The organism is Limnohabitans sp. 2KL-3, from assembly GCF_001269405.1.
Classification (GTDB): Bacteria; Pseudomonadota; Gammaproteobacteria; order Burkholderiales; family Burkholderiaceae_C; genus Limnohabitans_A.
The window spans coordinates 1-24896 of the sequence record NZ_CXON01000033.1; the positions used below are offsets into that span (position 1 = coordinate 1).

The 24896-nt window shown below is 61.2% G+C and carries 20 protein-coding genes, 2 pseudogenes and 1 riboswitch; of the genes and pseudogenes, 15 read left to right on the forward strand and 7 right to left on the reverse strand.

The window, feature by feature from the left end; all coding sequences use genetic code 11:
- The 6 genes and pseudogenes from AMM41_RS22335 to AMM41_RS20790 all read left to right on the forward strand — a co-directional run.
- A pseudogene (locus AMM41_RS22335) lies at positions 1 to 126 on the forward strand (IS4 family transposase); the annotation flags it as partial.
- Positions 127 to 525: 399 nt separating this feature from the next.
- Positions 526 to 1146, forward strand: a complete 621-nt coding sequence (locus tag AMM41_RS20770) for a hypothetical protein (protein WP_089963754.1) — start codon at positions 526 to 528, stop codon at positions 1144 to 1146.
- Complete coding sequence (locus tag AMM41_RS20775; RefSeq protein WP_089963756.1) at positions 1146 to 2897, forward strand: type I secretion system permease/ATPase; 1752 nt, start codon at positions 1146 to 1148, stop codon at positions 2895 to 2897. Before AMM41_RS20770 ends, AMM41_RS20775 begins: the two co-directional genes overlap by 1 nt.
- Before the next feature lie 8 nt (positions 2898 to 2905).
- Positions 2906 to 4645 carry a type I secretion system permease/ATPase gene (locus AMM41_RS20780; RefSeq protein WP_089963757.1) on the forward strand — a complete coding sequence of 580 codons (1740 nt, stop codon included), beginning with the start codon at positions 2906 to 2908 and terminating at the stop codon, positions 4643 to 4645.
- Between the two features lie 22 nt (positions 4646 to 4667).
- On the forward strand, positions 4668 to 6044 hold the full coding sequence (locus AMM41_RS20785; RefSeq protein WP_089963759.1) for an HlyD family type I secretion periplasmic adaptor subunit: 1377 nt from the start codon (positions 4668 to 4670) through the stop codon (positions 6042 to 6044).
- Positions 6044 to 7375 carry a TolC family outer membrane protein gene (locus AMM41_RS20790; RefSeq protein WP_089963784.1) on the forward strand — a complete coding sequence of 444 codons (1332 nt, stop codon included), beginning with the start codon at positions 6044 to 6046 and terminating at the stop codon, positions 7373 to 7375. Before AMM41_RS20785 ends, AMM41_RS20790 begins: the two co-directional genes overlap by 1 nt.
- A 179-nt stretch (positions 7376 to 7554) precedes the next feature.
- Here the strand turns inward: AMM41_RS20790 and AMM41_RS20795 are convergent, their stop codons facing one another.
- Positions 7555 to 8349: an HAD-IIB family hydrolase gene (locus AMM41_RS20795; protein ID WP_089963760.1), complete on the reverse strand. Its 795-nt coding sequence runs from the start codon at positions 8347 to 8349 to the stop codon at positions 7555 to 7557.
- Between the two features lie 109 nt (positions 8350 to 8458).
- Positions 8459 to 10087 carry a peptide chain release factor 3 gene (locus AMM41_RS20800; RefSeq protein WP_089963786.1) on the reverse strand — a complete coding sequence of 543 codons (1629 nt, stop codon included), beginning with the start codon at positions 10085 to 10087 and terminating at the stop codon, positions 8459 to 8461.
- 244 nt (positions 10088 to 10331) lie between these two features.
- On the opposite strand from AMM41_RS20800, the gene AMM41_RS20805 reads away from it, so the two are divergent.
- The 6 genes from AMM41_RS20805 (at position 10332) to AMM41_RS20830 (ending at position 15845) form a co-directional block, all read left to right on the forward strand.
- Positions 10332 to 10631: a nucleotidyltransferase family protein gene (locus tag AMM41_RS20805; protein WP_089963762.1), complete on the forward strand. Its 300-nt coding sequence runs from the start codon at positions 10332 to 10334 to the stop codon at positions 10629 to 10631.
- Positions 10632 to 10663: 32 nt separating this feature from the next.
- Positions 10664 to 10996: a HepT-like ribonuclease domain-containing protein gene (locus AMM41_RS20810; RefSeq protein ID WP_194944916.1), complete on the forward strand. Its 333-nt coding sequence runs from the start codon at positions 10664 to 10666 to the stop codon at positions 10994 to 10996.
- A 6-nt stretch (positions 10997 to 11002) separates the two neighbouring features.
- Positions 11003 to 11094, forward strand: a riboswitch (S-adenosyl-L-homocysteine riboswitch).
- A gap of 82 nt (positions 11095 to 11176) precedes the next feature.
- The gene (gene ahcY / locus AMM41_RS20815; protein WP_089963788.1) at positions 11177 to 12610 is read left to right on the forward strand and encodes an adenosylhomocysteinase; all 1434 of its coding nucleotides are present in this window, start codon (positions 11177 to 11179) and stop codon (positions 12608 to 12610) included.
- Positions 12611 to 12787: 177 nt separating this feature from the next.
- On the forward strand, positions 12788 to 13636 hold the full coding sequence (locus AMM41_RS20820) for a TlyA family RNA methyltransferase (protein ID WP_089963766.1): 849 nt from the start codon (positions 12788 to 12790) through the stop codon (positions 13634 to 13636).
- 18 nt (positions 13637 to 13654) lie between these two features.
- Positions 13655 to 14491, forward strand: coding sequence for a methylenetetrahydrofolate reductase [NAD(P)H] (gene metF, locus AMM41_RS20825; RefSeq protein ID WP_089963767.1), 837 nt, complete (start codon positions 13655 to 13657; stop codon positions 14489 to 14491).
- A gap of 397 nt (positions 14492 to 14888) precedes the next feature.
- Positions 14889 to 15845: a LysR substrate-binding domain-containing protein gene (locus tag AMM41_RS20830; RefSeq protein ID WP_089963769.1), complete on the forward strand. Its 957-nt coding sequence runs from the start codon at positions 14889 to 14891 to the stop codon at positions 15843 to 15845.
- 669 nt (positions 15846 to 16514) lie between these two features.
- Here the strand turns inward: AMM41_RS20830 and AMM41_RS20835 are convergent.
- The 5 genes from AMM41_RS20835 to AMM41_RS20855 form a co-directional block, all read right to left on the reverse strand.
- The gene (locus AMM41_RS20835; RefSeq protein ID WP_194944917.1) at positions 16515 to 17099 is read right to left on the reverse strand and encodes a protein-tyrosine phosphatase family protein; all 585 of its coding nucleotides are present in this window, start codon (positions 17097 to 17099) and stop codon (positions 16515 to 16517) included.
- 33 nt (positions 17100 to 17132) lie between these two features.
- Positions 17133 to 17873, reverse strand: a complete 741-nt coding sequence (locus AMM41_RS20840) for an amino acid ABC transporter ATP-binding protein (RefSeq protein ID WP_089963773.1) — start codon at positions 17871 to 17873, stop codon at positions 17133 to 17135.
- A 1-nt stretch (position 17874) separates the two neighbouring features.
- Positions 17875 to 18981, reverse strand: a complete 1107-nt coding sequence (locus tag AMM41_RS20845) for an amino acid ABC transporter permease (protein ID WP_089963775.1) — start codon at positions 18979 to 18981, stop codon at positions 17875 to 17877.
- Positions 18981 to 20087: an amino acid ABC transporter permease gene (locus AMM41_RS20850; RefSeq protein WP_228769386.1), complete on the reverse strand. Its 1107-nt coding sequence runs from the start codon at positions 20085 to 20087 to the stop codon at positions 18981 to 18983. Before AMM41_RS20850 ends, AMM41_RS20845 begins: the two co-directional genes overlap by 1 nt.
- A 174-nt stretch (positions 20088 to 20261) precedes the next feature.
- Entirely contained in the window at positions 20262 to 21245 is a 984-nt protein-coding gene (locus AMM41_RS20855; protein WP_089963791.1) for an amino acid ABC transporter substrate-binding protein, read from the reverse strand.
- A 259-nt stretch (positions 21246 to 21504) separates the two neighbouring features.
- On the opposite strand from AMM41_RS20855, the gene pyrC reads away from it, so the two are divergent.
- From pyrC to htpX, 3 genes and pseudogenes are all read left to right on the forward strand, one after another.
- On the forward strand, positions 21505 to 22542 hold the full coding sequence (gene pyrC / locus AMM41_RS20860; protein WP_089963777.1) for a dihydroorotase: 1038 nt from the start codon (positions 21505 to 21507) through the stop codon (positions 22540 to 22542).
- Positions 22521 to 23342: pseudogene (locus tag AMM41_RS20865) on the forward strand (DUF3025 domain-containing protein); the annotation flags it as partial. The gene pyrC and the pseudogene AMM41_RS20865, both read left to right, overlap by 22 nt.
- A gap of 113 nt (positions 23343 to 23455) precedes the next feature.
- Positions 23456 to 24331, forward strand: a complete 876-nt coding sequence (gene htpX / locus AMM41_RS20870; protein ID WP_089963782.1) for a protease HtpX — start codon at positions 23456 to 23458, stop codon at positions 24329 to 24331.
- Positions 24332 to 24896: the final 565 nt, after the last annotated feature.

Sequence of the window (24896 nt, forward strand, 5' to 3'; positions counted from 1 at the left end):
GCCGTCAAAACCCAAATTTGGTGCGCTGTATGCACCTACGTGGTGGTGGCCATTGTCAAAAAAAGACTCGCGTTGGAGGGGTCAATGCACGCCATCTTGCAGGTCCTCAGCTTGTCCTTGTTCGAGGTCAAGCCGCTGGCCGAACTGCTCGGTGAGCAGTTGCTAAACGATGAAACCGGGGAGCCTGAAGCCCAGTTTTGTCTTTTCCCAGAAATCTCCGGACAGTAGTGGATCTGACCCCAATTAAACGGGATCTGCCCCCTGTAGGAGCGACGCCCTCGTCGCGATCAGCTTTGCAGACCACCACCCATCGCCCCGAGGGCGGGGCTCCTACAAAGGCAGCAGACCATCGCCCCGAGGGCGGGGCTCCCACAAAGGCAGCAGACCATCGCCCGGGGCTCCCACAAAGACATGAAGACCATCGCCCACAAAAATGGGGGCAGACCCCCATTCACTCCCAGGTATTACAAAAAAACACATCAAATAGAAAATTAGTTCATATAGGAGTATCTATAATCTTCCTATATGAATAATTTTCTGCGCATCCCGCTGAACACCACAGCCGCTCAATTTGAGCGGCTGTTGTCGTTGCAGAAGGTGTTTTCGCAGGCGTGTAACCAGTTGGCGCCCGAGGTGTCGCGCAGTCGGGTGTGGAACCGGGTGGCTTTGCACCATTTGCATTACCGGGCGTTGCGCGATCAGTTTCCGGCGCTGGGCTCGCAGATGGTGTGCAACGCGATTTATGCGGTGTCGCGCACGGCCCGCTTGATTTACCAAAGCCCCAGCAGCCCGTTTCAGGTGCAAAAGATGGGCGACCGGCCGTTGCCGTCGCTGCGTTTTGCCGAGACCTGCCCGGTGTACTTTGACCGCCACACCTTGAGCCTGAAGCAGGGCAAGTTGTCGCTGTTCACGCTCGATGGGCGCATGCAGTTTGAGTTGACCTTGGTGCCCGAGCAGTTGGCGCTGTTTGAGCAGGGCAAGTTGCGCGAGATTGTGCTCAGTCGGGGCTCCGACGGGGTGTTTGTGTTGTCGTTTTGGTTGGCGTCTGAGTCGGCTTTGGAGCCGGTTGACCAGGCGGCCGAGCTGCCTGTGGTGTTGGACCCGGGCGCTTTGATTCCGGATTACGTTTCTGTAGAGGTTGCTTGATGAAGCCCAATTCTTCTCCCTCAGAGCTCAAGTTGGCTCTGGCTCAATTTGCCCCGGCGTGGCGAACGGCTGTATTGATCAGCTTGGTCATTGGCCTGCTGGGTTTCACGTCCACGGTGTACATGCTGGAGGTGTACGAGCGCGTGGTGAACAGCCGCAATTTGATGACCCTGGCCTCGCTGACGGTGGTGGCTTTGGGCGCTTATGCGGTGATGGAGGTGCTGGAAAAGCTGCGTTCGCGCCTGTTGTGGGGCGTGGGCATTCAGCTGGAGCTGAAGATGTCGCAGCGCATTTACAACGCGATGTTTGATGGCATTCAGCGCAAGCAAATGGCCGGTGCCATTGGGGCGCAAAACGATTTCCGCTCGGTGCGCGAGTTTTTTTACAACCCGGCTTTGTCGGCGTTTTTTGAGTTGCCCATTGGCCTGGTGTCGATGTTCTTGATTTTTGCGATCAACCCTTGGTTGGGTTGGGCGGCGGTGGTGGGGGCGGTGGCGCAGACCTCGGTGGCTTGGTTGCTGCAAAAGGTGTCGCGCCAGCCTTTGCTGGAGGCGCAGCGCCGTTCGCAGTTTGCCCAGACCTATGCCGAGACTTCGCTGCGCAATGTGCAGGTCATGGAGTCGATGGGCATGGTGGCGTCGGTGCAGCGGCTGTGGCAAAAGCGCCAGGATGCGTTTTTGGCTTTTCAGGCCAAGGCCTCAGAGGCTGCGGGCGGGCTGAATGCGGCGTCGAAGTTGTTGCAGCAGTTGATGGGCTCGGTGTTGTTGGGCTTGGGGGCGTGGTTCATGTTGCGCAACGAGCTCAATGGCGGGGCCGCGATGATGATCATCAGCTCGGTGCTGGGTGGGCGTTTGCTGGCCCCGCTGACGCAGATCGTGCAGCAGTGGAGCGCGATTGTGAATGCGCAAGCGGCTTGGCAGCGCCTGGAGACCTTGCTGACCGAGGTGCCCGAGCGGGCGCAAAACATGCCTTTGCCCGCACCGCGTGGGCATTTGACGGTCGAGGGTTTGGTGGCTTCGGCACCTGGCCAGGCGACAACCTTGCTCAGCGGCCTCAAGTTCGATGTGCCGCCAGGTTCGGTGTTGGCGGTGGTGGGGCCGTCGGCTTCGGGCAAAACATCGCTGGCCAAGTTGCTCATGGGCATTTGGCATCCCGTAGCAGGCAAAGTGCGCCTGGATGGCGTGGACATGCATGTGTGGGACAAGGCCGAGTTGGGCCCGTATTTGGGTTACCTGCCGCAGGGCGTTGAACTGCTGGAGGGCACGCTGGCCGAAAACATCGCCCGCTTTGGCGAGGTGGACATGGTGCGTGTGCAAGAGGCGGCGCAGCAGGTGGGTTTGCACGGTTTTATTCAGGCTTTGCCCAAAGGCTACGACACGCCCGTGGGCCGTGATGGTGGCTTGCTGTCGGGCGGGCAGCGTCAGCGTGTGGCCTTGGCTCGGGCGCTGTATGGCAAGCCGGTGTTTGTGGTGCTCGATGAGCCCAATTCGAGTTTGGACGAGGCAGGCGATTTGGCCTTGAACCAGGCGATTGCGTCGCTCAAGGCGCAGGGCACGTCGTTTGTGGTGATCACCCACCGCACCAGTGTGCTGGCGGTGTCTGACCGCATGTTGGTGTTGCGAGATGGGGGGCAGCAGGTGTTTGGCCCCACGGCCGATGTGTTGCAAAAGTTGCGGGGCGCACCCGCGCCGCAAGTGCCCCCGGCTGCGCCCGTGGCGGCGGTGTCTGCCCCGGCAGGAGAAGGAGCGTGAGTGTGTCGATGAAACCCATAAATCCAGTGTTGCGCGATGAGTTGCAGGCCGTGTTGTGGAGCTTGCGCCGCGAGTTTGCGGTGGTGGGGGTGTTCAGCATGGTGGTCAACTTGCTGATGCTCACGCCCACGATTTACATGCTGCAGGTGTACGACCGCGTCATGGTCAGCCAAAGTCACATGACGCTGTTGGTGGTGTCGGTCATTTGTTTGTTTTTGTTTGGGGTGATGGCGTTTTCTGAATGGGCGCGGTCTTTGTTGTTGGTGCGCACAGGGGTCAAGCTGGACCAGATGCTGAGCCAGCGGGTGTTCAAGGGCACGTTTTTGGCTTACCTCAACCCCAGCGATTCGGCCCCGGCCAAGGCGTTTGGCGACTTGACGGCGCTGCGCCAGTTCCTCACGGGCAATGGGGTGTTTGCCTTTTTTGACAGCCCTTGGGTGCCGATTTATGTGGCAGTGCTGTTTTTGCTGCACCCGGCTTTGGGGGTGCTGGCGCTGGTGTTTGCCGTGGTGCAAGGCTGCATTGCCTGGTTTGGCCACGGCCTGAGCAAAGAGGCGCAGCGTGTGGCCAATGGGGCGCAGTCCGAGACGCAGGGGTTTTTAAGCTCCAAGCTGCGCAATGTGGATGTGTTGGTGTCGATGGGCATGCTCGATGGCCTGTACCGCCGCTGGCGCGACAAGCAGGTCAAGGCCTTGCTGTTGTCGGGCGATGCGCAGCAAAAAACCGGTGTTTTGACGGCGGTGAGCAAGTTTGTGCGTTACACGCAGCAGTCGCTCAGTTTGGGCGCGGGGGCGTGGTTGGTGGTGGTGGGCGAGATCAGCCCGGGCGCCATGATCGCGGCCAATGTGTTGATGACCCGCGCCTTGGCCCCCATCGATTTGCTGGTGAGCACTTGGCCGAACTTTTTAAGCACCAAAGAGGCCTATGAGCGTTTGCGCACTTTGCTGCAGCTGTCGCCGCCGGGCCGCACCGATGTGCTCAAAACCCGCCCGGTGGGGCAGCTGAGCCTGGAAAACGTCACGGTGCGTTTACCGGGGTGTGCCAAGCCGGTGCTCGATGGGGTGAGCTTTGTGGCCTTGCCGGGAACGGTGACGGTGGTGTTGGGGCCTTCGGGTTCGGGCAAGTCGACTTTGGCCCGCGCCATGATGGGCATTGGCCTGTTGCCCGAGGGCCGGGTCTTGCTCGATGGCCGCCCCATCACCGATTGGACCCGCGAGAGTTTGGGGCCTTATGTGGGTTATTTGCCGCAAGACATCGAGCTGTTCGATGGCACGGTGGCCGAAAACATTGCCCGCATGGGCGAGGTCAATTCGGACGCGGTGATTGCGGCGGCCGAGGCGGCCGGTTTGCACCAGATGATTTTGCGTTTTCCCAAGGGCTATGACACGCCCATGGGGCAGGCGGGTTCGTTCTTGTCGGGGGGGCAGCGCCAACGCATTGGCCTGGCCCGGGCCTTGTATGGCGAGCCTTCGCTGGTGGTGCTGGACGAGCCCAATGCCAATTTGGACGACGAGGGCGAAAAAGCCTTGCTCAACGCGATGCATTGGCTCAAAAGCAAAGGCGCCAATGTGGTCTTGATCAGCCACCGCCCCGGGGTGTTGTCGGTGGCCGATCGGGTGGTTCTTTTGCAAGACGGTCAGCTGGTGGCCAGCGGCCCCCGCGACGGGGTGTTGCAGGCCCTGAAAGAACAACGCGAGGCCGCTGCACTGTCTGCCGCCTCTGCGCCTGCAGCCGGTGTGTCGGCTTAACTATTTATCTTGAGGTCTGGTGATGTCGAATCAAAAATTATCCAAACAGTTGGGCTCGCGGGTTGAGGATGCGCAGTGGGTGCGCCCTGGCGATGAAAACGCTTTGCGGGCTTCGGCCGATACGCAGGGCATTGCCCGCAAGGGTTTGTGGGTGTTGGCGCTGAGTTTTGGCGGCTTTTTGCTGTGGGCCGGTCTGGCCCCGCTGGACGAGGGCGTGCCCAGTGCCGGCACGGTGGCCATCGACACCAAGCGCAAGTCGGTGCAGCACTTGACGGGCGGCATTGTGCAAGAGGTGTTGGTGCGCGAAGGCCAAGAGGTCAAGGCCGATCAGGTGCTGATGCGCCTGGATGCGTCGGTGAGCAAGGCCAATTTTGAGGCGGTGCGCCAGCGTTATGTGGGCTTGAGCGCCATGCAAAGCCGCTTGCAGGCTGAGCAGCGGGGCTTGGCCAAAATCGAGTTCCGCCCCGAGGTGCAGCAGGCCATGAGCGACCCGCAAATCATGGCGCAGGTGAACAACCAGCGCCAGTTGTTCGAGTCGCGCCGCCAGGCTTTGCAGGCCGATTTGCAGGGCATGGAAGAGGCCATTGGTGGCCTGAAGGCCCAGCGTGATGCCTCGCAAGAGGTGTTGGCGCAGCGCCAAAAGCAGCTGGCCATTTTGCAAGACGAGTTGAAGAACATGCGCGAGCTGGTCAAAGACGGCTACGCCCCGCGCAACCGCCAGATGGAGATCGAGCGGCAGGTGGCCGATGTGCAGGCCTCGATGGCCGATTTGTCGGGCACGGCGTTGCGCGCCACCCGCTCGATTGCCGAGCTGAACCAGCGTTTGTTGGCCCGCTCGTCAGAGTACCGCAAAGAGGTCGAGACGCAGCTGGCCGAGGTCTCGCGTGAGGTGCAAGCCGATGCCGAAAAGTTTGCGGCCCAAAAGCAAGACCTGGAGCGCATCGACATTCGCTCACCCGCCGCAGGCCATGTGATGGGCCTGGCGGTGCAGACAGTGGGCGCTGTGGTGCAGCCCGGACAAAAGCTGATGGATGTGGTGCCGCAAGAGCAAGACTTGTTGCTGGAGGCGCACATTGCGCCGCACTTGATCGACAAGATCCGTGTGGGTTTGTTGGCCGATGTGCGCTTCAACACCTTCGCGCATTCGCCCCAGTTGGTGGTCGAGGGCCAGGTGCTGTCGATCTCGGGCGACCTGGTGACCGATCCACAAAACCCACAAATGGCGCATTTTCTGGCCCGTTTGCAGCTCACCGAAGCGGGCAAAAAGACCTTGGGCGCACGCCAGTTGCAGCCAGGCATGCCGGTCGAAATCGTCATCAAGACGGGCGAGCGCTCGATGTTGACGTATTTGCTGAACCCGTTGACCAAGCGTTTGGCTGGTTCGATGAAGGAAGAATGATGCGCACGACATTTCAAAAAACCGCGTGGGCGCTGGCCCTGAGCGCTGCCAGTTTGGGCGCGCAGGCCATGGGTTTGCTGGACGCCTACAAGCTGGCCTTGGAACAAGACGCCACCATTCGCGCCTCGCGTGCCGCGCTGGATGCCGGGCGTGAGCGCCTGCCCCAGGCCCGGGCGCAGTTGCTGCCCTCGGTGTCGGCCAATTGGGCACGCAGCAGCAACCGGCTCACCACCACCAGCACCAATGTGCTGGGGAACGAGTCGGTCTCGCGTGACGACTATTTCAGCTTCAACAAGACGCTGTCTTTGCGCCAGCCCTTGTTCAACATGCCCAAGTACATCCAGTACCAGCAAGCCACGGACATGGTGGGCGAGGCCGAGGCGGTGTTTGAGCGTGAAGTGCAAAACCTGTCGGTGCGTGTGGGCGGTGCGTATTTCGAAGCCCTGATGAGCAGCGAGCAGCTCAAGTTGGTGCTGAGCCAAAAGCAGCAGTTCACCACCGTGCTGGCGGCGGCCGAAAAAGCGCTGGCGCTGGGCACCGGCACCCGCACCGACATGGACGATGCCAAGGCCCGTTTGGACATGGCCCTGGCGCAAGAGTTGGAGGCGCGTCAAAACGAGGACTACACGCGGCGTCAGCTGGAAATTTTGCTCAACCAGCCCGTGCCGCAGTTGCAGCCTTTGCACCCCACCGGCTTGCAAGCCTTGCCCGCCTTGGGCCTGGACTTGAACGCCTGGCTGGACAAAGCCCTGGCCCACAGCCCCGAGGTCAAGTCGCTGCAAGCGCGTTTGCAGGCGGCCGACAAAGAGATCCAAAAAGCCAAAGCTGGCCATGCCCCCACCTTGGACGCGGTGGCGCAGTGGTCGGACAGTGGCAGCGAAAACGTGACGCGTTTGAATTCGAGCTTCGAAAACAAGACCCTCGGTTTTCAGCTGACGATTCCGCTGTACCAGGGCGGTTACGTGAGCTCGCTGGAGCGCCAGGCCGTGGCCGAAAAGCTGCGCCAAGAAGAAGCCCTGGAGGCCATGCGCCGCGATTTGGGTTTGCGCATTCACCGGGAATACCGTGGTGTGACCGAAGGAGTTTTGAAAATCCGCGCCCTGGAGCAAGCCGTGCGCTCGAATGAACAGCTGCTCGACTCCACCCGCAAGTCGGTGTTGGCCGGTGTGCGCACCCAACTCGATGTGCTCAACGTCGAACAACAACTGGCCACCACCCACCGCGACCTGATCCAGGCCCGCTACCTCTACCTGATGTCCCGCCTGCGCCTGCAAGCCCTGAGCGGCCACGACCCCCTGACCGCCCTGCAAGACATCCACACCGCCTTCTAGGGTTTTGTAGGAGTCAGCCCAGCAAGCGATCAACCGTCGCACCCCTAACAACCGTCGCCATCGCCAGCAGGGCTGGCTCCTACAAAAACCTTGACCGTTGTGCCCTTTGTAGGAGCCAGCCCTGCTGGCGATGGACGCGACAGCGTCCTGCGGGGGGTGATCACTTGCAGGGCAAGCGCCTACAGGGAGATGGTCGTTGGCCCGAGCAGATGCCGTGTCATTTCAGCAAACCCCGCGCCGCGTTCACTGAGGGTGATGTAGCGCGGCGGGTGCGTCAGCTGCGCCTCAAAGCGCCGGATGTTGGCCACGCCCACGCTGTGCGCAAAGTGCTCAAACATCACCTGGTCATTGGTCGAGTCGCCCACATAGGCCCAGCGCTCGATTTCGGCGTCCAGATCGCGGCCCCACAGTTCGCGCACGATCCAGCGGGCACCTGTCAGCTTGCTGTGCTCGCCAAACCAGCCGTTGATGTGGATGCTGCTCACCGTCGCCGTCATGCCTGCTGCTTGCATCATGCGCACCACGCTGTCGATGGCCGTTTGCGGCAAGTGCGTGAATTCACTGTGGTCAATGGCGATGTCGGTCTCGCGCCCGACGCTGTCTTGTGAACGTCGCGCACCCGGCACGTTGTTTTCAATGTGAGTCAGGACCGTTTGCATGCGGCTGAAATTGGCACTGCGTGTGGCCGCGTCTTGCTGGTAGAGCTTGCGTAAACCCAAGCTGGCCGAGTGTTGCAGCCCCACCGCTCCGTTTTCGGCCACGATGGCGTCCACCGGCCAAGTGGCCGCAAAGGGCTCGCTCCAGCCCACAGGCCGCCCGGTGATCGGCACCACATGCAGGCCAGCGGCTTTCAGAGCGGCCAGGGCCTGCAAGGCATCGGGGGTGATCGCGCCATCGGTGGTCAGTGTGTCATCGATGTCGGTGAAGACGCCAATGAGGCCTTGCGGCGTATGCCAGTCAGAAAGTGGTTTCATGAAAACCTTTTGTAGGAGCCCCGCCCTCCGGGCGATTCTTGGTGGTCCACAAGGCTTATCGCGGCGGGGGCGTCGCTCCCACAAGGGAGACGCCCAAGGTCAAACCCATTCAGCCTGCGCTGCCCAAGGACAGCCCGGCATGCTCGCGCAGCGGGTGGAAGTGGATTTTGGGAAAGCGCTCTTGCGCCAGGCGCACGTCGTAAGGGCTGGTGCACAAATACGCCAGCGTACCTGCCGCGTCCAGCGACATGCGTTGCGGGTAGGCGTTGGTGAATTCGCGCAGCTCGGCCGGGGTGTCGGCCGTGATCCAGCGAGCACCGGTGTACTGGCAGCCCTCCAATCGCACATCGCAGTCGTATTCGGCTTTCAGGCGGTGTTGCACCACTTCAAACTGCAGCTGACCGACCGCGCCCAGCAGCATGGGGCCACCGATTTCGGGTTTGAAGACCTGGATCGCGCCTTCTTCGCCCAACTGGTCCAAGCCGGTTTGCAGTTGTTTGGTGCGCAGCGGGTTCTTCAGGATCACGGTCATGAAGAGTTCGGGCGCAAAGAAGGGCAGGCCGGTGAACTGCAAATTCGCGCCGTCGGTGATGGTGTCGCCCAGCTGCACGCCGCCATGGGTGGTAAAGCCAATGATGTCGCCTGCAAAGGCCTCTTCCACAGCTTCGCGACGTTGGCTCATGAAGGTCACCACGCTGGTGGGCCGCAGCTCTTTGCCGGTGCGCTGCACCTTGAGCTTCATGCCGGGTGTGTATTTGCCCGACGCCATGCGCACAAAGGCGATGCGGTCGCGGTGGTTGGCGTCCATATTGGCTTGCACCTTGAACACCACGCCCGAGAACGCGCTGTCTTCGGGCTGGATTTCTTTGACCACGGGCTGTTTGTTGACCAGCAGATTGCTGGTGCGGGGCTTGGGCGCGGGGGCCAGGTCGACCAGCGCGTCCAGCACTTCCATCACACCGAAGTTGTTCACGCCGGAGCCAAAGAACACGGGCGTTTGTTTGCCCGCCAAGAACGCCGCTTCGTCAAACGCGGGCGATGCGCCAGTGGCCAGCTCCATGCTGTCCATGGCGGTTTGCCATTCCAGGCCAAAGCGCTCGGCCAATTGGGCTTGCTCGGTCAGGGGGATGGTTTCGAAGTCTTGCGGCAGGCGTTCGCTGCCCGAGTCAAACACCGTCATGGCCTGCGTGCGCAGGTTGATGATGCCGCCGAAGCTCTTGCCCTGGCCCACGGGCCAGGTCATGGGCACGCAGGGCATGCCCAGCTCGCGCTCGACTTCGTCCAGGATGTCGAGCGGGTCGCGCACTTCGCGGTCCATTTTGTTGACGAAGGTGATGATGGGCGTGTCGCGCTGACGGCAGACCTCGATCAGGCGGCGGGTCTGCGCTTCCACACCGTTGGCCGCGTCAATGACCATGAGCGCCGAGTCCACCGCCGTGAGCACGCGGTAAGTGTCCTCGCTGAAATCTTTGTGGCCGGGGGTGTCGAGCAGGTTGATGACGTGCTCGCGGTAGAGCATCTGCATCACGGACGAAGCCACCGAGATGCCACGCTGCTTTTCGATTTCCATCCAGTCGGACGTGGCGTGGCGTGAGGCCTTGCGGGCCTTGACCGAGCCGGCGATCTGGATCGCGCCCGAAAACAGCAAGAGCTTTTCAGTCAGCGTGGTTTTACCGGCATCGGGGTGGGAAATGATGGCAAACGTCCGGCGGCGCCGGGTTTCGTGGGCGTAGGTCACAAGGGGGTCCTGATCGGGGTGGCACCGCAGGGGTGCTGAGCGGGCGGCCAAGGGTGGCCGCGATGGGGGAGATTTTAACGGGCCAAGGGGGGTGCCTTCTGGGCGCTGTGAGTGAGGTGAATCCCCTTGTAGGAGCGACGCCCTCGTCGCGAAAAGCCTGGCAGGCCACGAACCATTGCCCGGGGGGCTCCCACAGTTGGCATCCACTTTCGCCACTGTTTGAACTGTTTCATAATGATCGCTTATGAACATCGCGCCTCAACAGCAAGCCCTCATTGCCGATATTTGTCGGCGTTATAAGGTTCGCCGCATGCAAATGTTTGGATCGGCTGCGCAAGGGCAAGAAAGGTCTGATAGCGATGTCGACTTGTTGGTCGAATTCATTCCCAACCAATACCCCACAGGCTTTGCGCTGGTGGACATGCAACATGAGCTGTCCATGGTCTTTGATGGAAAGAGCGTGGATTTGGCTTTTCCCTCGGTGTTGAACAACCCCTTCAGACGCAAGGCCATTGAGCCCCAATTGCGTTTACTTTACCAATGAGCACTGACCGCGCACCTGCGCACTTGGCCGACATGCTTGGTTTTTCTGAGGAGCTGCAATCCTTGGTTGTGGGCTTGAGTCCCACAGAGTTCCAAAGTCAAAGAGTTTTGTGCCTCGCTGTTGAGAAATTGTTCATTAATTTGGGTGAGGCTGCGGCCAGGATAGGGGATTCAAATGTTCAATTTCCTCAAATTCCTTGGCGACAAATGATTGGTTTGCGCAACATCCTGGCACACGGTTATGAACAGGTCGCCCACGAAATCCTTTACCAAACCATTGTGCAAGAGCTGCCAGCCCTCAGCGAGAGTCTGCGTGTTGCGTTGCAGGACCGTGTTCACGGCAGCCCTGTGAGCGGCTCGCTATAATCAGCAACTTCCGAGGAGCGTTGCAGCGCCCACCAGCCCCAAAGCTGGCAGCAGGCGTGAGGCTCGGAACCTTCAAACAGCAACGACGCTCATCCACACGACGTGCGGTGAGCCTGTACCTTCCATTCAGTGCTTTCATCCATGCGTGTGGCTTTTTCACATTGCTTTGGAGCTTTTCTCATGAATGCACGTATGCCTTCCACCGTTAACGCTGATTGCGTGATTGCCGACATCGGCCTGGCCGATTGGGGCCGCAAAGAAATCAAAATCGCCGAGACCGAAATGCCCGGCCTGATGGCCATCCGCGAAGAGTTCAACGCAGCGCAGCCCTTGAAGGGCGCTCGCATCACCGGCTCGCTGCACATGACCATCCAGACGGCCGTGCTGATCGAGACCCTGCAAGCCCTGGGCGCTGACGTGCGTTGGGCTTCTTGCAACATCTTCTCGACCCAAGACCACGCCGCTGCGGCGATTGCCGCCAAGGGCACGCCCGTTTTTGCCATCAAGGGCGAGACCCTGGCCGACTATTGGGATTACACCCACCGCATTTTTGACTTTGGCCCCGCAGGCACGCCCGGCGAAGGCCCCAACATGATCTTGGACGACGGCGGCGACGCCACGCTGCTCATGCACCTGGGCAAGCGCGCCGAAACCGACGCGTCCTTGATCGCCAACCCCACCAGCGAAGAAGAGACCTGCCTGTTCAACGCCATCAAGGCCAAGCTGGCTGTGGACCCCACCTGGTACAGCCGCAAGGGTGCGCACATCATTGGCGTGACCGAAGAGACCACCACCGGCGTGCTGCGCCTGAACGAAATGGCCGCCAAAGGCAGCCTGATGTTCCGCGCCATCAACGTGAACGACTCGGTGACCAAGAGCAAGTTCGACAACCTGTACGGCTGCCGTGAATCCTTGGTCGACTCCATCAAACGCGCCACCGACGTGATGATCGCCGGCAAAGTGGCTGTGGTGGCCGGTTACGGTGACGTGGGCAAGGGTTCGGCCCAAGCCCTGCGTGCCTTGAGCGCCCAAGTCTGGGTGACCGAAATCGACCCGATCAACGCCCTGCAAGCCGCGATGGAAGGCTTCAAGGTTGTGACCATGGAATACGCCGCCGACAAGTGCGACATCTTCGTGTCAGCCACCGGCAACAAGAACGTGATCCGCTACGAGCACATGGCCGCCATGAAAGACGAAGCCATCGTCTGCAACATCGGTCACTTTGACAACGAAATCGACGTCGCTTCGCTGGACAAGTGCCAGTGGGACGAGATCAAGCCCCAAGTCGACCACGTCATCTTCCCCGATGGCAAGAAGATCACCTTGTTGGCCAAAGGCCGCCTGGTGAACCTGGGTTGCGCCACCGGCCACCCCAGCTTTGTGATGTCGTCTTCGTTTGCCAACCAGACCATTGCCCAGATCGAGCTGTTCACCAAGCAAGACCAATACGAGTCCGGCAAGGTCTATGTGTTGCCCAAGCATTTGGACGAGAAAGTGGCCCGTTTGCACCTGAAGAAAGTCGGCGCGATGCTGACCGAGCTGAGCGACGAGCAAGCGTCTTACATCGGCGTGTCCAAGAATGGTCCTTACAAGGCCGACACTTACCGCTATTGATGCGCTGAGTGGGTTGAGGGGTTCAGCCTTCGTGGTGTTTTTGCGACGTCACGTCGGGGCTGAACCCGCCGACCTACAGATGCCGCTCCGTAGGTCGGTGGCTTTAGCCCCGACATGCTTGATCCTGCACCATCGCGCGTACATCCCTCCCACCATTGTTTGACTGAATCCAACCGCATGCGCATTGACCAACTTCTCGTCGAACGTGGCTTGGCCGCCTCCCGCTCACAAGCCCAGCGACTCATTGCTGGGGGCGTGAAGTGGCAGCAGCCCGACGGCCAGTGGCGCACCGTCGTCAAAAACCGCGACGAGGTGCCCGAGAGCGCAGCCCTGGAGTTGCTGGACGACGCCGAGTCGCGTTATGTCTCGCGTGGCGGTCTCAAGCTCGAAGGCGCATTGAAGGCCACGGGTGTGCAGGTGGACGGCTTGCGCTGTCTGGACGTGGGCCAAAGCACAGGCGGTTTCACCGACTGTTTGCTGCAGCACGGCGCGGCCGAGGTGGTGGGCATTGACGTGGGCCATGCCCAGGTGCACCCGCGCATCAGCCAGGATGAACGGGTGATTTGCATCGAAGGCGTGAATGCCCGCGAGCTGGAGCCCGGTGACGAACGCATTCCCGATGCGCTGGAAGGCTTTGACCTGATGGTGGGCGATGTGTCGTTCATCTCGCTCACGCTGGTGCTGCCGGGCGTGGTGCATTTGCTCAAACCCACAGGCCAATTGCTGATGCTGGTCAAACCCCAGTTTGAATTGCAACCCGGTCAGGTGGGCAAGGGCGGCATCGTGAAAGGCGACACGCATTTTCCCTTCATCGAAAACCGCGTGCGCACGGCTTTGACCGAGCTGGGCATGAAGGTCACCGCCTGGCTGGACAGCCCGATTGCGGGGGGTGACGGCAACCATGAATTTTTTGTGCAGGCCTGCTGGCCCGACCCGGCGGTCGTTTTGCCCGCTCGCGAGGCCACCCGTGTGGCGCACGAGGCCGATCTGGCCGCCAAGGCCTATGCCAAGGCCAACGACTATTGAATTTTTGAAGGTGTTGTGATGTCTGGTTTGAAACTGCCCATCAGCTTGGAATTTTTTCCACCCAAAACGCCCGAAGGTGCAGAAAATCTGCGCGGCGTGCGCGAAAAGTTGTACGCCCTGAAGCCTGAGTTTTGCTCGGTCACTTACGGCGCAGGCGGGTCGACGCAAGAGGGCACCTTTTCCACCGTGAGCGCCATCCTGAGCGAGGGTGTCGCAGCCGCTTCGCACTTTTCGTGCATTGGCGCGACCAAGGCTTCGGTGCGCGAAGAGCTGGCCACGCTCAAGGCCATGGGGGTCAAGCGCTTGGTGGCTTTGCGCGGCGACTTGCCCAGCGGCTATGGCGCAGGTGGCGAGTTCCACTACGCCAGCGATCTGGTGGCCTTTATCCGGGCCGAGACGGGTGACGATTTCCACATCGAAGTGGCGGCTTACCCCGAAATCCACCCCCAAGCCAAGTCGCCCGAGTCCGACTTGCAAGCATTTGCCACCAAGGTCAAGGCCGGTGCTAACTCGGCCATCACCCAATATTTTTACAACAGCGATGCCTACTTCCGCTTTGTAGACGATGCCTACAAACTCGGCGTGGACGTGCCCGTGGTGCCCGGCATCATGCCCATCACCAGTTCCTCGCAGCTGCTGCGTTTTTCCGACGCTTGTGGTGCCGAGATCCCGCGTTGGATCCGCTTGCGTTTGCAAGGCTATGGCGATGATGTGGAGTCCATCAAGGCCTTTGGCCTGGATGTGGTGAGTGACCTGTGCGAGCAACTCATCAACGGCGGCGTGCCCGCCATTCACTTCTACACCATGAACCAAAGCGCCTCCACCGCCGAGATCGTGCGCCGCTGCAATTTGTAAAAGCGCCACCCTCAGGTCACTGGCTGACGGCCTCTGTGTAGGAGCCCCGCCCCCGGGGCGATGGGGTGTGGTCTGCGAGGCTTGATCGCGACGAGGGCGTCGCTCCTACAGGGTAAATGTGAAGCCATGCATCAGGGTCACCGGCTGACTGCCTGTTTGTAGGAGCCCCGCCCCCGGGGCGATGAGTGGTGGTCTGCGAGGCTTGATCGCGACGAGGGCGTCGCTCCTACAGGGGAAATGTAGAGCCATGCATCAGGGTCACTGGCTGCCTGCCTGTTTGTAGGAGCCCCGCCCCCGGGGCGATGAGTGGTGGTCTGCGAGGCTTGATCGCGACGAGGGCGTCGCTCCTACAAAGCCCCAAAGGCCCAACGCCCCAACGCTCAACCATAATCGCGCCATGGAAACGAAATGGTTGGAAGATTTTGTGAGTTTGGCCGAAACGCGCAGTTTCAGCCGTTCGGCGCAGTTGCGGCACGTCACGCAACCGGCGTTTTCCCGGCGCATCCAGTCGCTGGAGGCCTGGGCTGGGGCAGATTTGGTGGACCGCAGCTCTTACCCCACCAGCTTGACCCCCGCCGGGGAGACTTTGTACGGGCAAGCCTTGGAGTTGCTGCAGTCCTTGCAGACCACCCGCGCCATGCTGCGCAGCCATGCCAGTGCGGGGCAGGATGTGCTGGAGTTCGCGGTGCCGCACACATTGGCGTTGACCTTTTTTCCTGCTTGGTTGGCACGTTTGCGCGAGGGTTTTGGGCCCATCAAAACCCGGCTCATGGCCTTGAATGTGCACGATGCCGCCATGCGTTTGGTGGAAGGGGGCTGCGATGTGTTGATCGCTTATCACCACCCCTCACAGCCCTTGCAGCTGGACCCTGAGCGCTACGACATGGTGGTGCTGGGCCACGAGGAGATGGCCCCTTACGTGAAGGCCGATGCAGCGGGTGAGCCTTTGTTTCGTTTGCCCGGCAGCAGTGCCAGGCCTTTGCCCTATTTGGGTTATGCCCCTGGGGCTTATTTGGGGGCGGTGACCGATTGGATGTTGAAGCAATCGGGCACGGTGATTCATGTGGACCGTGTGTACGAGACCGACATGGCCGAGGGTTTGAAGGGCATGGCGCTTGAGGGCCATGGTCTGGCGTTTTTGCCGCAAAGTGCGGTGACCAAGGAATTGGAGTCGGGTGCTTTGGTGCGTGCTTTTTTGCCGCACGAACCGCCCATGGTGCTGACCATGGAGGTGCGGGCTTACCGCGAAAAGTCACGCCACAAGCCCTTGGCAGGTCGCTCGGTGCAAGATTTGTGGGCCTATTTGGTCCGCACAGCCGTCGATTCAGGCAGCGATGGGGGCCTTGCCACTTGAGCGTTTTTGTCTGGGTGGTGGTCTGCAAGGCTTGATCGCGACGAGGGCGTCGCGCCTACAGGGGGACTGTGGGAGCCCAGTTACAGGGGCATGGTTGACTGCCTGTTTGTAGGAGCCCCGCCCCCGGGGCGATGGGTGGTGGTCTGCGAGGCTTGATCGCGACGAGGGCGTCGCTTCTACAGGGGGAATGTGGGAGCCCAGTTTCATGGTCACTGGCTGACTGCCTTTTTGTAGGAGCCCCGCCCCCGGGGCGATGGGTGGTGGTCTGCGAGGCTTGATCGCGACGAGGGCGTCGCTCCTACAGGGGGACTGTGGGAGCCTAGTTAAAGGGTCATGGTTGCCTGCCTGTTTGTAGGAGCCCCGCCCTCGGGGCGATGGGTGGTGGTCTGCGGGGTTTGATCGCGACGAGGGCGTCGCTCCTACAGGGGGACTGTGGGAGCCTAGTTAAAGGGTCATGGTTGCCTGCCTGCTTGTAGGAGCCCCGCCCCCGGGGCGATGGGTGGTGGTCTGCGAGGCTTGATCGCGACGAGGGCGTCGCTCCTACAGGGGGAATGTGGGAGCCCAGTTTCAGGGGTTATGGTTGACTGCCTGTTTGTAGGAGCCCCGCCATCAGTTCAATGTACCTGCTCATGGCCCTGCATCAGGCACCCCCCCCTTTGGCTGTGAGATTCAAATGCCTTGCGCAGGCCAGCGCAGCACGAACTGGCGCTGGGCTTCGGTTTCGGGGCTGTGGGGTTCTTGGGCATGTTTGTCGACTGCGCGCCATTTTTGGGCCAGCAGGTCCAGCGCCTGTTCGGGCGACAGGCCTTGCGACACCAGCCAAGTGGCGGCCACGGTGCCGGTGCGGCCAATGCCGGCGCGGCAGTGCAGGTACACCTTGCCGCCTTGGTCCAGTGCGGTTTGCACATCGTTCAGGATGGCCTGCATGCCGGCCACGCTGGGCACACCAAAATCGGTGATCGGGTGGGAGAGGCGTTGGGCAGGCCGTGGTGCTGTGGTCTCAGGCCCCGACAGGGGCAAGGGCAGCGGCTGGTAGGGCGGCACCGGGTCGTGTGGCGAGGTCAGGTCCACAAAGTGGGTGATGCCCGCATCGGCCAGGGCCGCCAGCCGCTCAGCCAAGGCCTCTGCGCCCAAAAGCCCCGGATGCTCGCCTGCCAACACGCGGCCGGTCCAGAGCCAGTAGCTGTTGCCAAATGGCCTCGCCGCACCATCGCCCCGGCTTTCTTGGGAGGTGTCAAAGTCGGGTGAGGGCATGGACGGGGCAATGCGTTGAAACAAAGCGCAGGCTCAATGCGCCAGGATCTTGGACAAAAAGTCTTGTGTCCGTTCGTTTTGCGGGTTGTCAAAGAACGCTGCAGCGGTGTTTTGCTCGACGATTTGCCCCTGATCCATGAAGATCACGCGGTCGGCCACCTGGCGGGCAAAGCCCATTTCGTGGGTCACGCAGATCATGGTGATGCCCTGGTCGGCCATCTCCACCATCACGTTCAGCACTTCGCCCACCATTTCGGGGTCGAGCGCCGAGGTGGGCTCGTCAAACAGCATGATGTTGGGCGTGAGGCACAGGGCGCGGGCAATGGCCACGCGTTGCTGCTGGCCGCCGGACAGTTGCAGCGGGTACTTGTGCGCTTGCTCGGCAATGCGCACACGTTTGAGCTGCTGCATGGCGCGTTCTTCGGCCTCGGCTTTGGGCACCTTGCCCACCCACATGGGGGCCAGCGTCAGGTTTTCCAGCACCGTCAGGTGCGGAAACAGGTTGAACTGCTGGAACACCATGCCGACTTGGCGACGTGCCGATTCGATGGACTTGACGTCGTCGGTCAGCTCCACGCCATTTACCGTGAGGTGACCGGCCTGGTGCTCTTCGAGGCGGTTGATGCAGCGGATCAGGGTGGATTTGCCCGAGCCCGAGGGCCCGCACACCACGATGCGTTCGCCACGCGCCACCGACAGGTCGATGTCACGTAGCACATGAAAGTCGCCATACCATTTGTTGACTTTGGAAAATTCGATGATGGGGGTGCTCACGTTACTGTCTCCGGGTTCCGGTGTTGAGGTGGCCTTCGAGCCAATGGCTGTAGCGCGACATGGCAAAACAGGCGATGAAATAAATGGCCGCCACAAACAGCTGGCCTTCGATGAAGAACTTGCGCCAGTCGGCGTCGCCCAAGGCCAGCTGCACCGCACCCGTCAGGTCGTAAAGGCTCACGATCGTCACCAGCGAGGTGTCTTTGAAGGCCCCAATGAAGGTGTTGACGATGGAGGGCACCACCAGGCGCAGGGCCTGAGGCAGCACGATCTTGCGCTGGATTTGCCAGTAGCCCATGCCCAGCGAATGCGCGGCTTCGACCTGGCCTTTGGGCAGCGCTTGCAAGCCGCCGCGAATCACCTCGGCCAGATAGGCGGCGGTGAACAAGGTCATGCCGATCAGCACCCGCACCAGCACGTCGATCTTGCCACCGTTGGGCATGAACAGCGGCAAGATGAAGGAGGCCATGAAGAGCACCGAAATCAGTGGCACGCCGCGCACGAATTCGATGAAGATCACGCACAGGGTGCGGATCGCGGGCAGCTGGGACTGCCGGCCCAAGGCCAGCAAAATCGCCAACGGAAACGCCACCACCAAGCTCACGCTCGACAACAGCAGCGTGAGCGGCAGGCCGCCCCAGCGTTCGGTGTCAATCGGGGTCAGGCCGGCAAAACCGCCGCTCATGAGTCCGTAAAACACCGCGTAAACAGCCACCCAGGCCACCACCAGCGCGGGACGCCAGAAGCTGCGCAGGCAACTCAGCACCAACAGCAGCACCAGCAAGCTGGACGCGATCAGTGGACGCCATTGTTCGTCGTAGGGGTAGCGGCCAAACAGGATGAGGCGACCTTTTTCGGTCACCACGCCCCAGCAGGCCCCCACACCTTCGGCGGCGCGGCAGGCGGCGTTGTCGGCCTGCACCACGGCGTTGAACACGGTCCAATTCAGCATGGGCGGCAAGGCCCAGGCCAGCAGGGCCAGCACCAGCACGGTCAGCAAGCTGTTGGCCCAGCCGTCAAAAAATCGGCTGCGCAGCCAAGGCAGCAAACCGACTTGGTTGCTGGGCGGCTGGCGGGCGGCAATCGGGGTAAAGACAGCGTGGTTCATCAGCGGTCCTTGATCTGCACACGGCGGTTGTAAATGTTCATGAGCGCCGAGGTCAGCAAACTCAAGCTCAGGTAGCACAGCATCACCACGGCGATGCACTCGATGGCGCGGCCCGTCTGGTTGAGCGCGGTGGAGCCAATCGAGACCAAGTCGGGGTAGCCCACGGCCACGGCCAGCGAGGAGTTTTTGGTCAGGTTCAGGTACTGGCTGGTCAAGGGCGGCACGATCACGCGCAGCGCTTGCGGCAGTTGCACCAGGCGCAATTCGGCCGACCGGGGCAAGCCCAGCGCCACGGCTGCTTCGTGCTGGCCATAGGCCACCGACTGCACGCCCGAGCGCACCACTTCAGCAATGTAGCCCGAGGTGTACACGGTCAGGCCAATCAGCAAGGTCAGGTACTCGGGCGTCACCGATCCGCCGCCGATCACGTTGATTTCGGTGGTTTCGGGGATGTTGAGTGCACTGGGTGCACCGCCCACCAGCCAGCCCACAGCGGTGACGAGCAACAAAATCAGCGCCCCGATCAGGTGGGTGCGTGTGGGGTGGTACTGGCCTGTGATTTCAAATTGGCGAATGGCCCGGCGCGCCCAAAAGCGCCACGCGACAGCACCGGCGATCAGGCCAATCACGGTGCCCCAGTGGCCTGTGGACCATTCGGGCAAGGGATATTGCAAGCCGTTTTTGCTCAGGAACACGCTGGCCAGGGGCTTGAAGGGCTCTTCAATCGTGGGCAGCAGTTCGGTCATGGCGAAGTACCACATGAACAATTGCAGCAGCAAGGGCACGTTGCGGGTGACTTCGACGTGCACCGTGCACAGGCCCCGCACCAGCATGTTGTTGGACAGGCGGCCGATGCCGATCAGGGTGCCCAGCACGGTGGCCAGCGCAATGCCCACCAGCGCCACGCGCAAGGTGTTGGACAGGCCGACCAAATAGGCCACCCAGTAGCCTTGGGCTGAGTCGAACTCAAACAGGCTCTCTCCAATGGCAAAGCCTGCGGGTTGCAAAAAGAAATCGAAGCCGCTTTGAATGCCGCGCGTGCGCATGTTGGCAAAGGTGTTGGACAGCAGATAACTGACGGCCAGCACGAGCAGCAAAATGGTCAAAACTTGGTAGACCAGACCCCGAAAGGACTGGCTGCGCCAAGACCAGGCGCGTGATCGGGGGGGAGGGGGGGGAGCAGGTGGGATCATCATCGTGCATCGGCCCGCACGAGGCGGGCCGATGTCCTTTCAGGGGTTGCCGTGTTTGTCTGAATCAGAAAAACACAAGGGGGTCGATCAGCGCACGGGTGGTGCGTACATCAGGCCGCCTTTGTTCCACTGGTTGTTCAAACCGCGTGGCAGCTTCAGGGTGGACTTGGGGCCCACATTGCGCTCGAACATTTCGCCGTAGTTGCCCACGGCCTTGATGGCGCGGTAAGCCCACTCTTTGTCCAGGCCCAGCAATTTGCCGGTGTCTTCCGAGGTGCCCAAGATGCGCTGCACAACGGGGTCGGTGCTGCTCTTCATTTGGTCCACGTTGGCTTGGGTGATGCCATATTCTTCGGCTTCGATCAGGGCGTAAACCACCCATTTGACGATGGCAAAGAACTCGTCGTCACCCCGGCGCACGCTGGGGCCAAGGGGTTCTTTGGAGATCAGGTCGGGCAAGATGACGTGGTCATCGGGGTTGGTGGCTTCTTTGTTGCGCACCGAGGCCAGGCCCGAGGCGTCGGTGGTGTAAGCCTGGCAGCGGCCTGCAAAGTAAGCCTTGTTGGTGGCTTCCTGGGTGTCAAACACCACAGGCTTGATGTTGAGCTTGTTGACCTTGGAGTAGTCGTTCAGGTTCTTCTCGGTGGTGGTGCCCGATTGCACGCACACGGTGGCACCTTTGAGGCTCTTGGCGCTGGTGATCTTGGACTTTTTGGTCACCATGAAGCCTTGGCCGTCATAGTAGGTGGTGCCCGTGAAGTGCAGGCCCAGCGAGGCGTCGCGGTTCAGGGTCCAGGTGGTGTTGCGCGACAGGATGTCGATTTCACCGGCTTGCAACACGGCAAAGCGCTGGGTGGCGTTCAGGGGCGTCCACTTGACTTTGGCGGCGTCGTTCAACACGGTGGCGGCCACGGCCTTGCACACGTCCACGTCCAGACCGGTCCAGTTGCCTTGGCTGTCAGCCGCTGCAAAACCAGGCAGGCTGGGGTTCACGCCGCAGTTCAGCATGCCGCGCGATTTGATGGCGTCCAAAGTTTTGCCAGCAAAGGCTGGGGTGGCGACCGAGCCCATCAGGGCCAGCAAAGAAGCGGCCAACAAAGGGCGCTGGATCAGGGAGCGAACAATTTTCATCGGTGAACCTCAACAATTAAAAAAGCCATTTTGCATCAAAAAAAATGACAACTGCTTCGGGTTATCACCGAGCAAGGGGTGGCCCTGAGAGGGGGCTCAGGCCTTGCACCACAGGAGCGCAGAGGCTGCATCATGGGGGTGCAAAAAGACCAAGCCTGCACTTTTTGTGGGCGGTTCAGGGTTTGCGACAATACGCCCCATGACCCAAGAACTCACCCTCATTCGCCCCGATGATTGGCACCTGCATGTGCGCGACGGCGCCGCCCTGAACGTGGTGGTGCCGCACACCGCCGCACAGTTTGGCCGCGCCATCATCATGCCCAACCTCAAACCACCCGTGACCACCGCCGAGCAGGCCTTGGCCTACAAGCAGCGCATCCTGGCCGCCGTGCCTCAGGGCATGGCTTTTGAGCCCTTGATGACGCTGTACTTGACCGACAACTTGGCACCCGCCGAAATCGCCCTGGCCAAGGCCGCCGGTGTGGTGGCTTGCAAGCTCTATCCAGCAGGCGCCACCACCAACAGCGATGCGGGCGTGACGGATTTGCGCAAAATTTACCCCGTGCTCGAAGCCATGCAGCGTGAAGGCGTGCTGCTGCTGGTGCATGGCGAAGTGACATCTTCCGACATCGACCTGTTTGACCGCGAAGCCGTGTTCATCGAGCAGCAACTCATTCCCCTGCGCCGCGACTTTCCAGGCCTGAAAATTGTGATGGAACACATCACCACAAAAGAAGCTGCGCAGTATGTGACCGAGGGTGACGCCAACTTGGGCGCGACCATCACGGCACACCACCTGCTGTACAACCGCAACGCCCTGTTTTTGGGTGGCATGCGCCCGCACTATTACTGTCTGCCCGTGCTCAAGCGCGAAACGCACCGGCTGGCGCTGGTGCAAGCGGCCACCAGCGGCAACGCCCGTTTCTTTTTGGGCACCGACAGCGCCCCGCACCCGGCGCACCTCAAAGAGCACGCCAGTGGTTGTGCCGGTTGCTACACCGCGCACGCGGCCATCGAGCTGTATGCCGAGGCCTTTGACCAAGTCGGCGCACTCGACCAACTCGAAGCCTTTGCCAGCTTCCATGGCGCAGACTTTTACGGCCTGCCGCGCAACACGGGCACCATCACTTTGCGCCGTGAAAGCTGGACGCCCGCCGAAAGCTTTGCTTTTGGCGACGCCGAACTCAAGCCCCTGCGCTCGGGCGAAAGCCTGCCGTGGCGCATGGTGAGCCTCTGAGCCATCCCGCCAGCCCCAACCGGCCCGGTTGCCGCTGCGAGGCCGTCAGCGCTTTGGGTGTGGCCGACATCGACTGGACCGCGCCCTGGTTGGCCGACTGGCGGCCAGTGGGGCAGGCCATTGCCGAGCGCGTGGTGGCCGGTCTGCCCCAGCCCCAAGCCCTGAGCGAGGCTGGCTTGGCCCCGGTGGCTTTTGTCCCGCAAGCCGATTTGCCAGAGGGGCAAGCTTACGAAGACTTCATCTTGGCGCATGGCCAGGTGCCCACCCGCGAAGGCTTGCACGACTTTTTCAACGCCTTGTGCTGGATGCACTTTCCGCAGGCCAAGCGCCAGCTCAACCGGCTGCAAGGCGCAGAAATTGCCCGCGCGGGCGTGGGGCAGGTGCGGGGCGCGGTGCGTGATGCGGCCACGGTGTTTGATGAAAATGCCTGGCTGATCCAGCCCTCCGACGCGCTGTGGCAAGCCCTGACCACCCACCAATGGACCGAGGCCCTGGTGACGCGGCGCGATGAATGGCACCACACCCGGCTGTGGACCTTTGGCCATGCCGCACTCGAAAAACTGGTGCAGCCCTACAAATCCATCACGGTGCATTTGTGGCGAGTGCCAGGCGAGGTGCCACACGACCAAATCGACGATTGGTTGGCCCATGACCTGACGGCCGGCAAACTGGCCCTCAAACCCTTCAGTCCTTTGCCGATTTTGGGCGTGCCAGGGTGGTGGCCGGGCAACGCCGACCCGGATTTTTACGAAGACCGCAGCGTGTTTCGTCCGCGCCGGGTCAAACGCTCAGCACCCGCCTGAAAAACCGTACGCCAATCCGGAAATCACCGGGTCATCTTGATTTTGGGCAACAAGCCCCTAATATTCGCCACAACGTGCCCGCGTCTTTCGGGTTGAAAGAGAAACCTTCCATGAAACGTATTTTTCTGTTTGTCTTGACCAACATTGCCGTGGTGGTGGTGTTGGGCCTCGTCGCCAGTTTGTTGGGCGTGAACAAATTTTTGACCTCCAACGGTCTGAACCTGGGTGCTTTGCTCGGCTTTGCCCTGATCATGGGCTTTGGTGGCGCCATCATTTCTTTGCTCATGAGCAAGTGGATCGCCAAGATGTCCTCGGGCGTGCGCCTGATCGACCAACCGGCCAACGCCGACGAAGCCTGGATTGTGGACACCGTGCGCAAGTTGGCCGACAAAGCTGGCATCGGCATGCCCGAAGTGGGCGTTTTTGAAGGCGACCCCAACGCCTTTGCCACCGGCGCTTTCCGCGATTCGGCTTTGGTGGCCGTGTCCACCGGCTTGTTGCAAAACATGACCCACGAAGAAATCGAAGCCGTGCTGGCCCACGAAGTGGCGCACATTGCCAACGGTGACATGGTCACCATGGCCCTGATTCAAGGTGTGATGAACACCTTTGTGGTGTTCATTTCGCGCATCGTGGGTTATGCCGTGGACAGCTTCCTGCGCAAAAACGACGAAGAAAGCACAGGCCCCGGCATGGGTTATTTCATCACCACCATCGTGATGGACATCTTGCTGGGTTTTCTGGCGGCCATCATCGTCGCTTGGTTCAGCCGTCAGCGTGAATTCCGAGCCGATGCGAGCGCTGCCCAGTTGATGGGCCGCAAGCAGCCCATGATCAACGCTTTGGCCCGTTTGGGTGGCGTGCACACCGCCGAATTGCCCAAGAGCATGGCCGCCATGGGCATTGCCGGTGGCATTGGTCAGCTGTTCAGCACCCACCCGCCCATCGAAGACCGCATTGCTGCCCTGCAAAACAGCGCTCAGTAAACCGTCACCCCAACGCTTTTTTGTGTAGGAGCGACGCCCCCGTCGCAAAAAGCCTCGCAAACCACAAGCCATCGCCCCGAGGGCGGGGCTCCTACAAAATGCAGGGCATCTCCCCTGTAGGAGCGACGCCCTCGTCGCGAAAAGCCTCGCAAACCACCACCTATCGCCCCGAGGGCGGGGTTCCTACAAAATGCAGGGCATCTCCCTTGTAGGAGCGACGCCCCCGTCGCGAAAAGCCTCGCAGACCACAAGCCATCGCCCCGAGGGCGGGGCTCCTACAAAATGCAGGGCATCTCCCCTGTAGGAGCGACGCCCCCGTCGCGAAAAGCCTCGCAAACCACCACCTATCGCCCCGAGGGCGGGGTTCCTACAAAATGCAGGGCATCTCCCTTGTAGGAGCGACGCCCCCGTCGCGAAAAGCCTCGCAAACCACAAGCCATCGCCCCGAGGGCGGGGCTCCTACAAAATGCACAGCATCTCCCCTGTAAGAGCGACGCCCCCGTCGCGATAAGCCTCGCACCCCACCACCCATCGCCCCCCGGGCGGGGCTCCTACCAAAAAACCA

Coding starts and splice junctions, on each gene's coding strand:
- AMM41_RS20810 (WP_194944916.1), top strand. CDS start 10,664: ATGCTTGGTTTTTCTGAGGAGCTGCAATCCTTGGTTGTGGGCTTGAGT.
- AMM41_RS20780 (WP_089963757.1), top strand. CDS start 2,906: ATGAAACCCATAAATCCAGTGTTGCGCGATGAGTTGCAGGCCGTGTTG.
- AMM41_RS20785 (WP_089963759.1), top strand. CDS start 4,668: ATGTCGAATCAAAAATTATCCAAACAGTTGGGCTCGCGGGTTGAGGAT.
- AMM41_RS20845 (WP_089963775.1), bottom strand. CDS start 18,981: ATGAACCACGCTGTCTTTACCCCGATTGCCGCCCGCCAGCCGCCCAGC.
- pyrC (WP_089963777.1), top strand. CDS start 21,505: ATGACCCAAGAACTCACCCTCATTCGCCCCGATGATTGGCACCTGCAT.
- AMM41_RS20805 (WP_089963762.1), top strand. CDS start 10,332: ATGAACATCGCGCCTCAACAGCAAGCCCTCATTGCCGATATTTGTCGG.
- AMM41_RS20790 (WP_089963784.1), top strand. CDS start 6,044: ATGCGCACGACATTTCAAAAAACCGCGTGGGCGCTGGCCCTGAGCGCT.
- htpX (WP_089963782.1), top strand. CDS start 23,456: ATGAAACGTATTTTTCTGTTTGTCTTGACCAACATTGCCGTGGTGGTG.
- metF (WP_089963767.1), top strand. CDS start 13,655: ATGTCTGGTTTGAAACTGCCCATCAGCTTGGAATTTTTTCCACCCAAA.
- AMM41_RS20855 (WP_089963791.1), bottom strand. CDS start 21,245: ATGGGCTCGGTCGCCACCCCAGCCTTTGCTGGCAAAACTTTGGACGCC.
- AMM41_RS20770 (WP_089963754.1), top strand. CDS start 526: ATGAATAATTTTCTGCGCATCCCGCTGAACACCACAGCCGCTCAATTT.
- AMM41_RS20775 (WP_089963756.1), top strand. CDS start 1,146: ATGAAGCCCAATTCTTCTCCCTCAGAGCTCAAGTTGGCTCTGGCTCAA.
- AMM41_RS20835 (WP_194944917.1), bottom strand. CDS start 17,099: ATGCCCTCACCCGACTTTGACACCTCCCAAGAAAGCCGGGGCGATGGT.
- AMM41_RS20820 (WP_089963766.1), top strand. CDS start 12,788: ATGCGCATTGACCAACTTCTCGTCGAACGTGGCTTGGCCGCCTCCCGC.
- AMM41_RS20795 (WP_089963760.1), bottom strand. CDS start 8,349: ATGAAACCACTTTCTGACTGGCATACGCCGCAAGGCCTCATTGGCGTC.
- AMM41_RS20830 (WP_089963769.1), top strand. CDS start 14,889: ATGGAAACGAAATGGTTGGAAGATTTTGTGAGTTTGGCCGAAACGCGC.
- ahcY (WP_089963788.1), top strand. CDS start 11,177: ATGAATGCACGTATGCCTTCCACCGTTAACGCTGATTGCGTGATTGCC.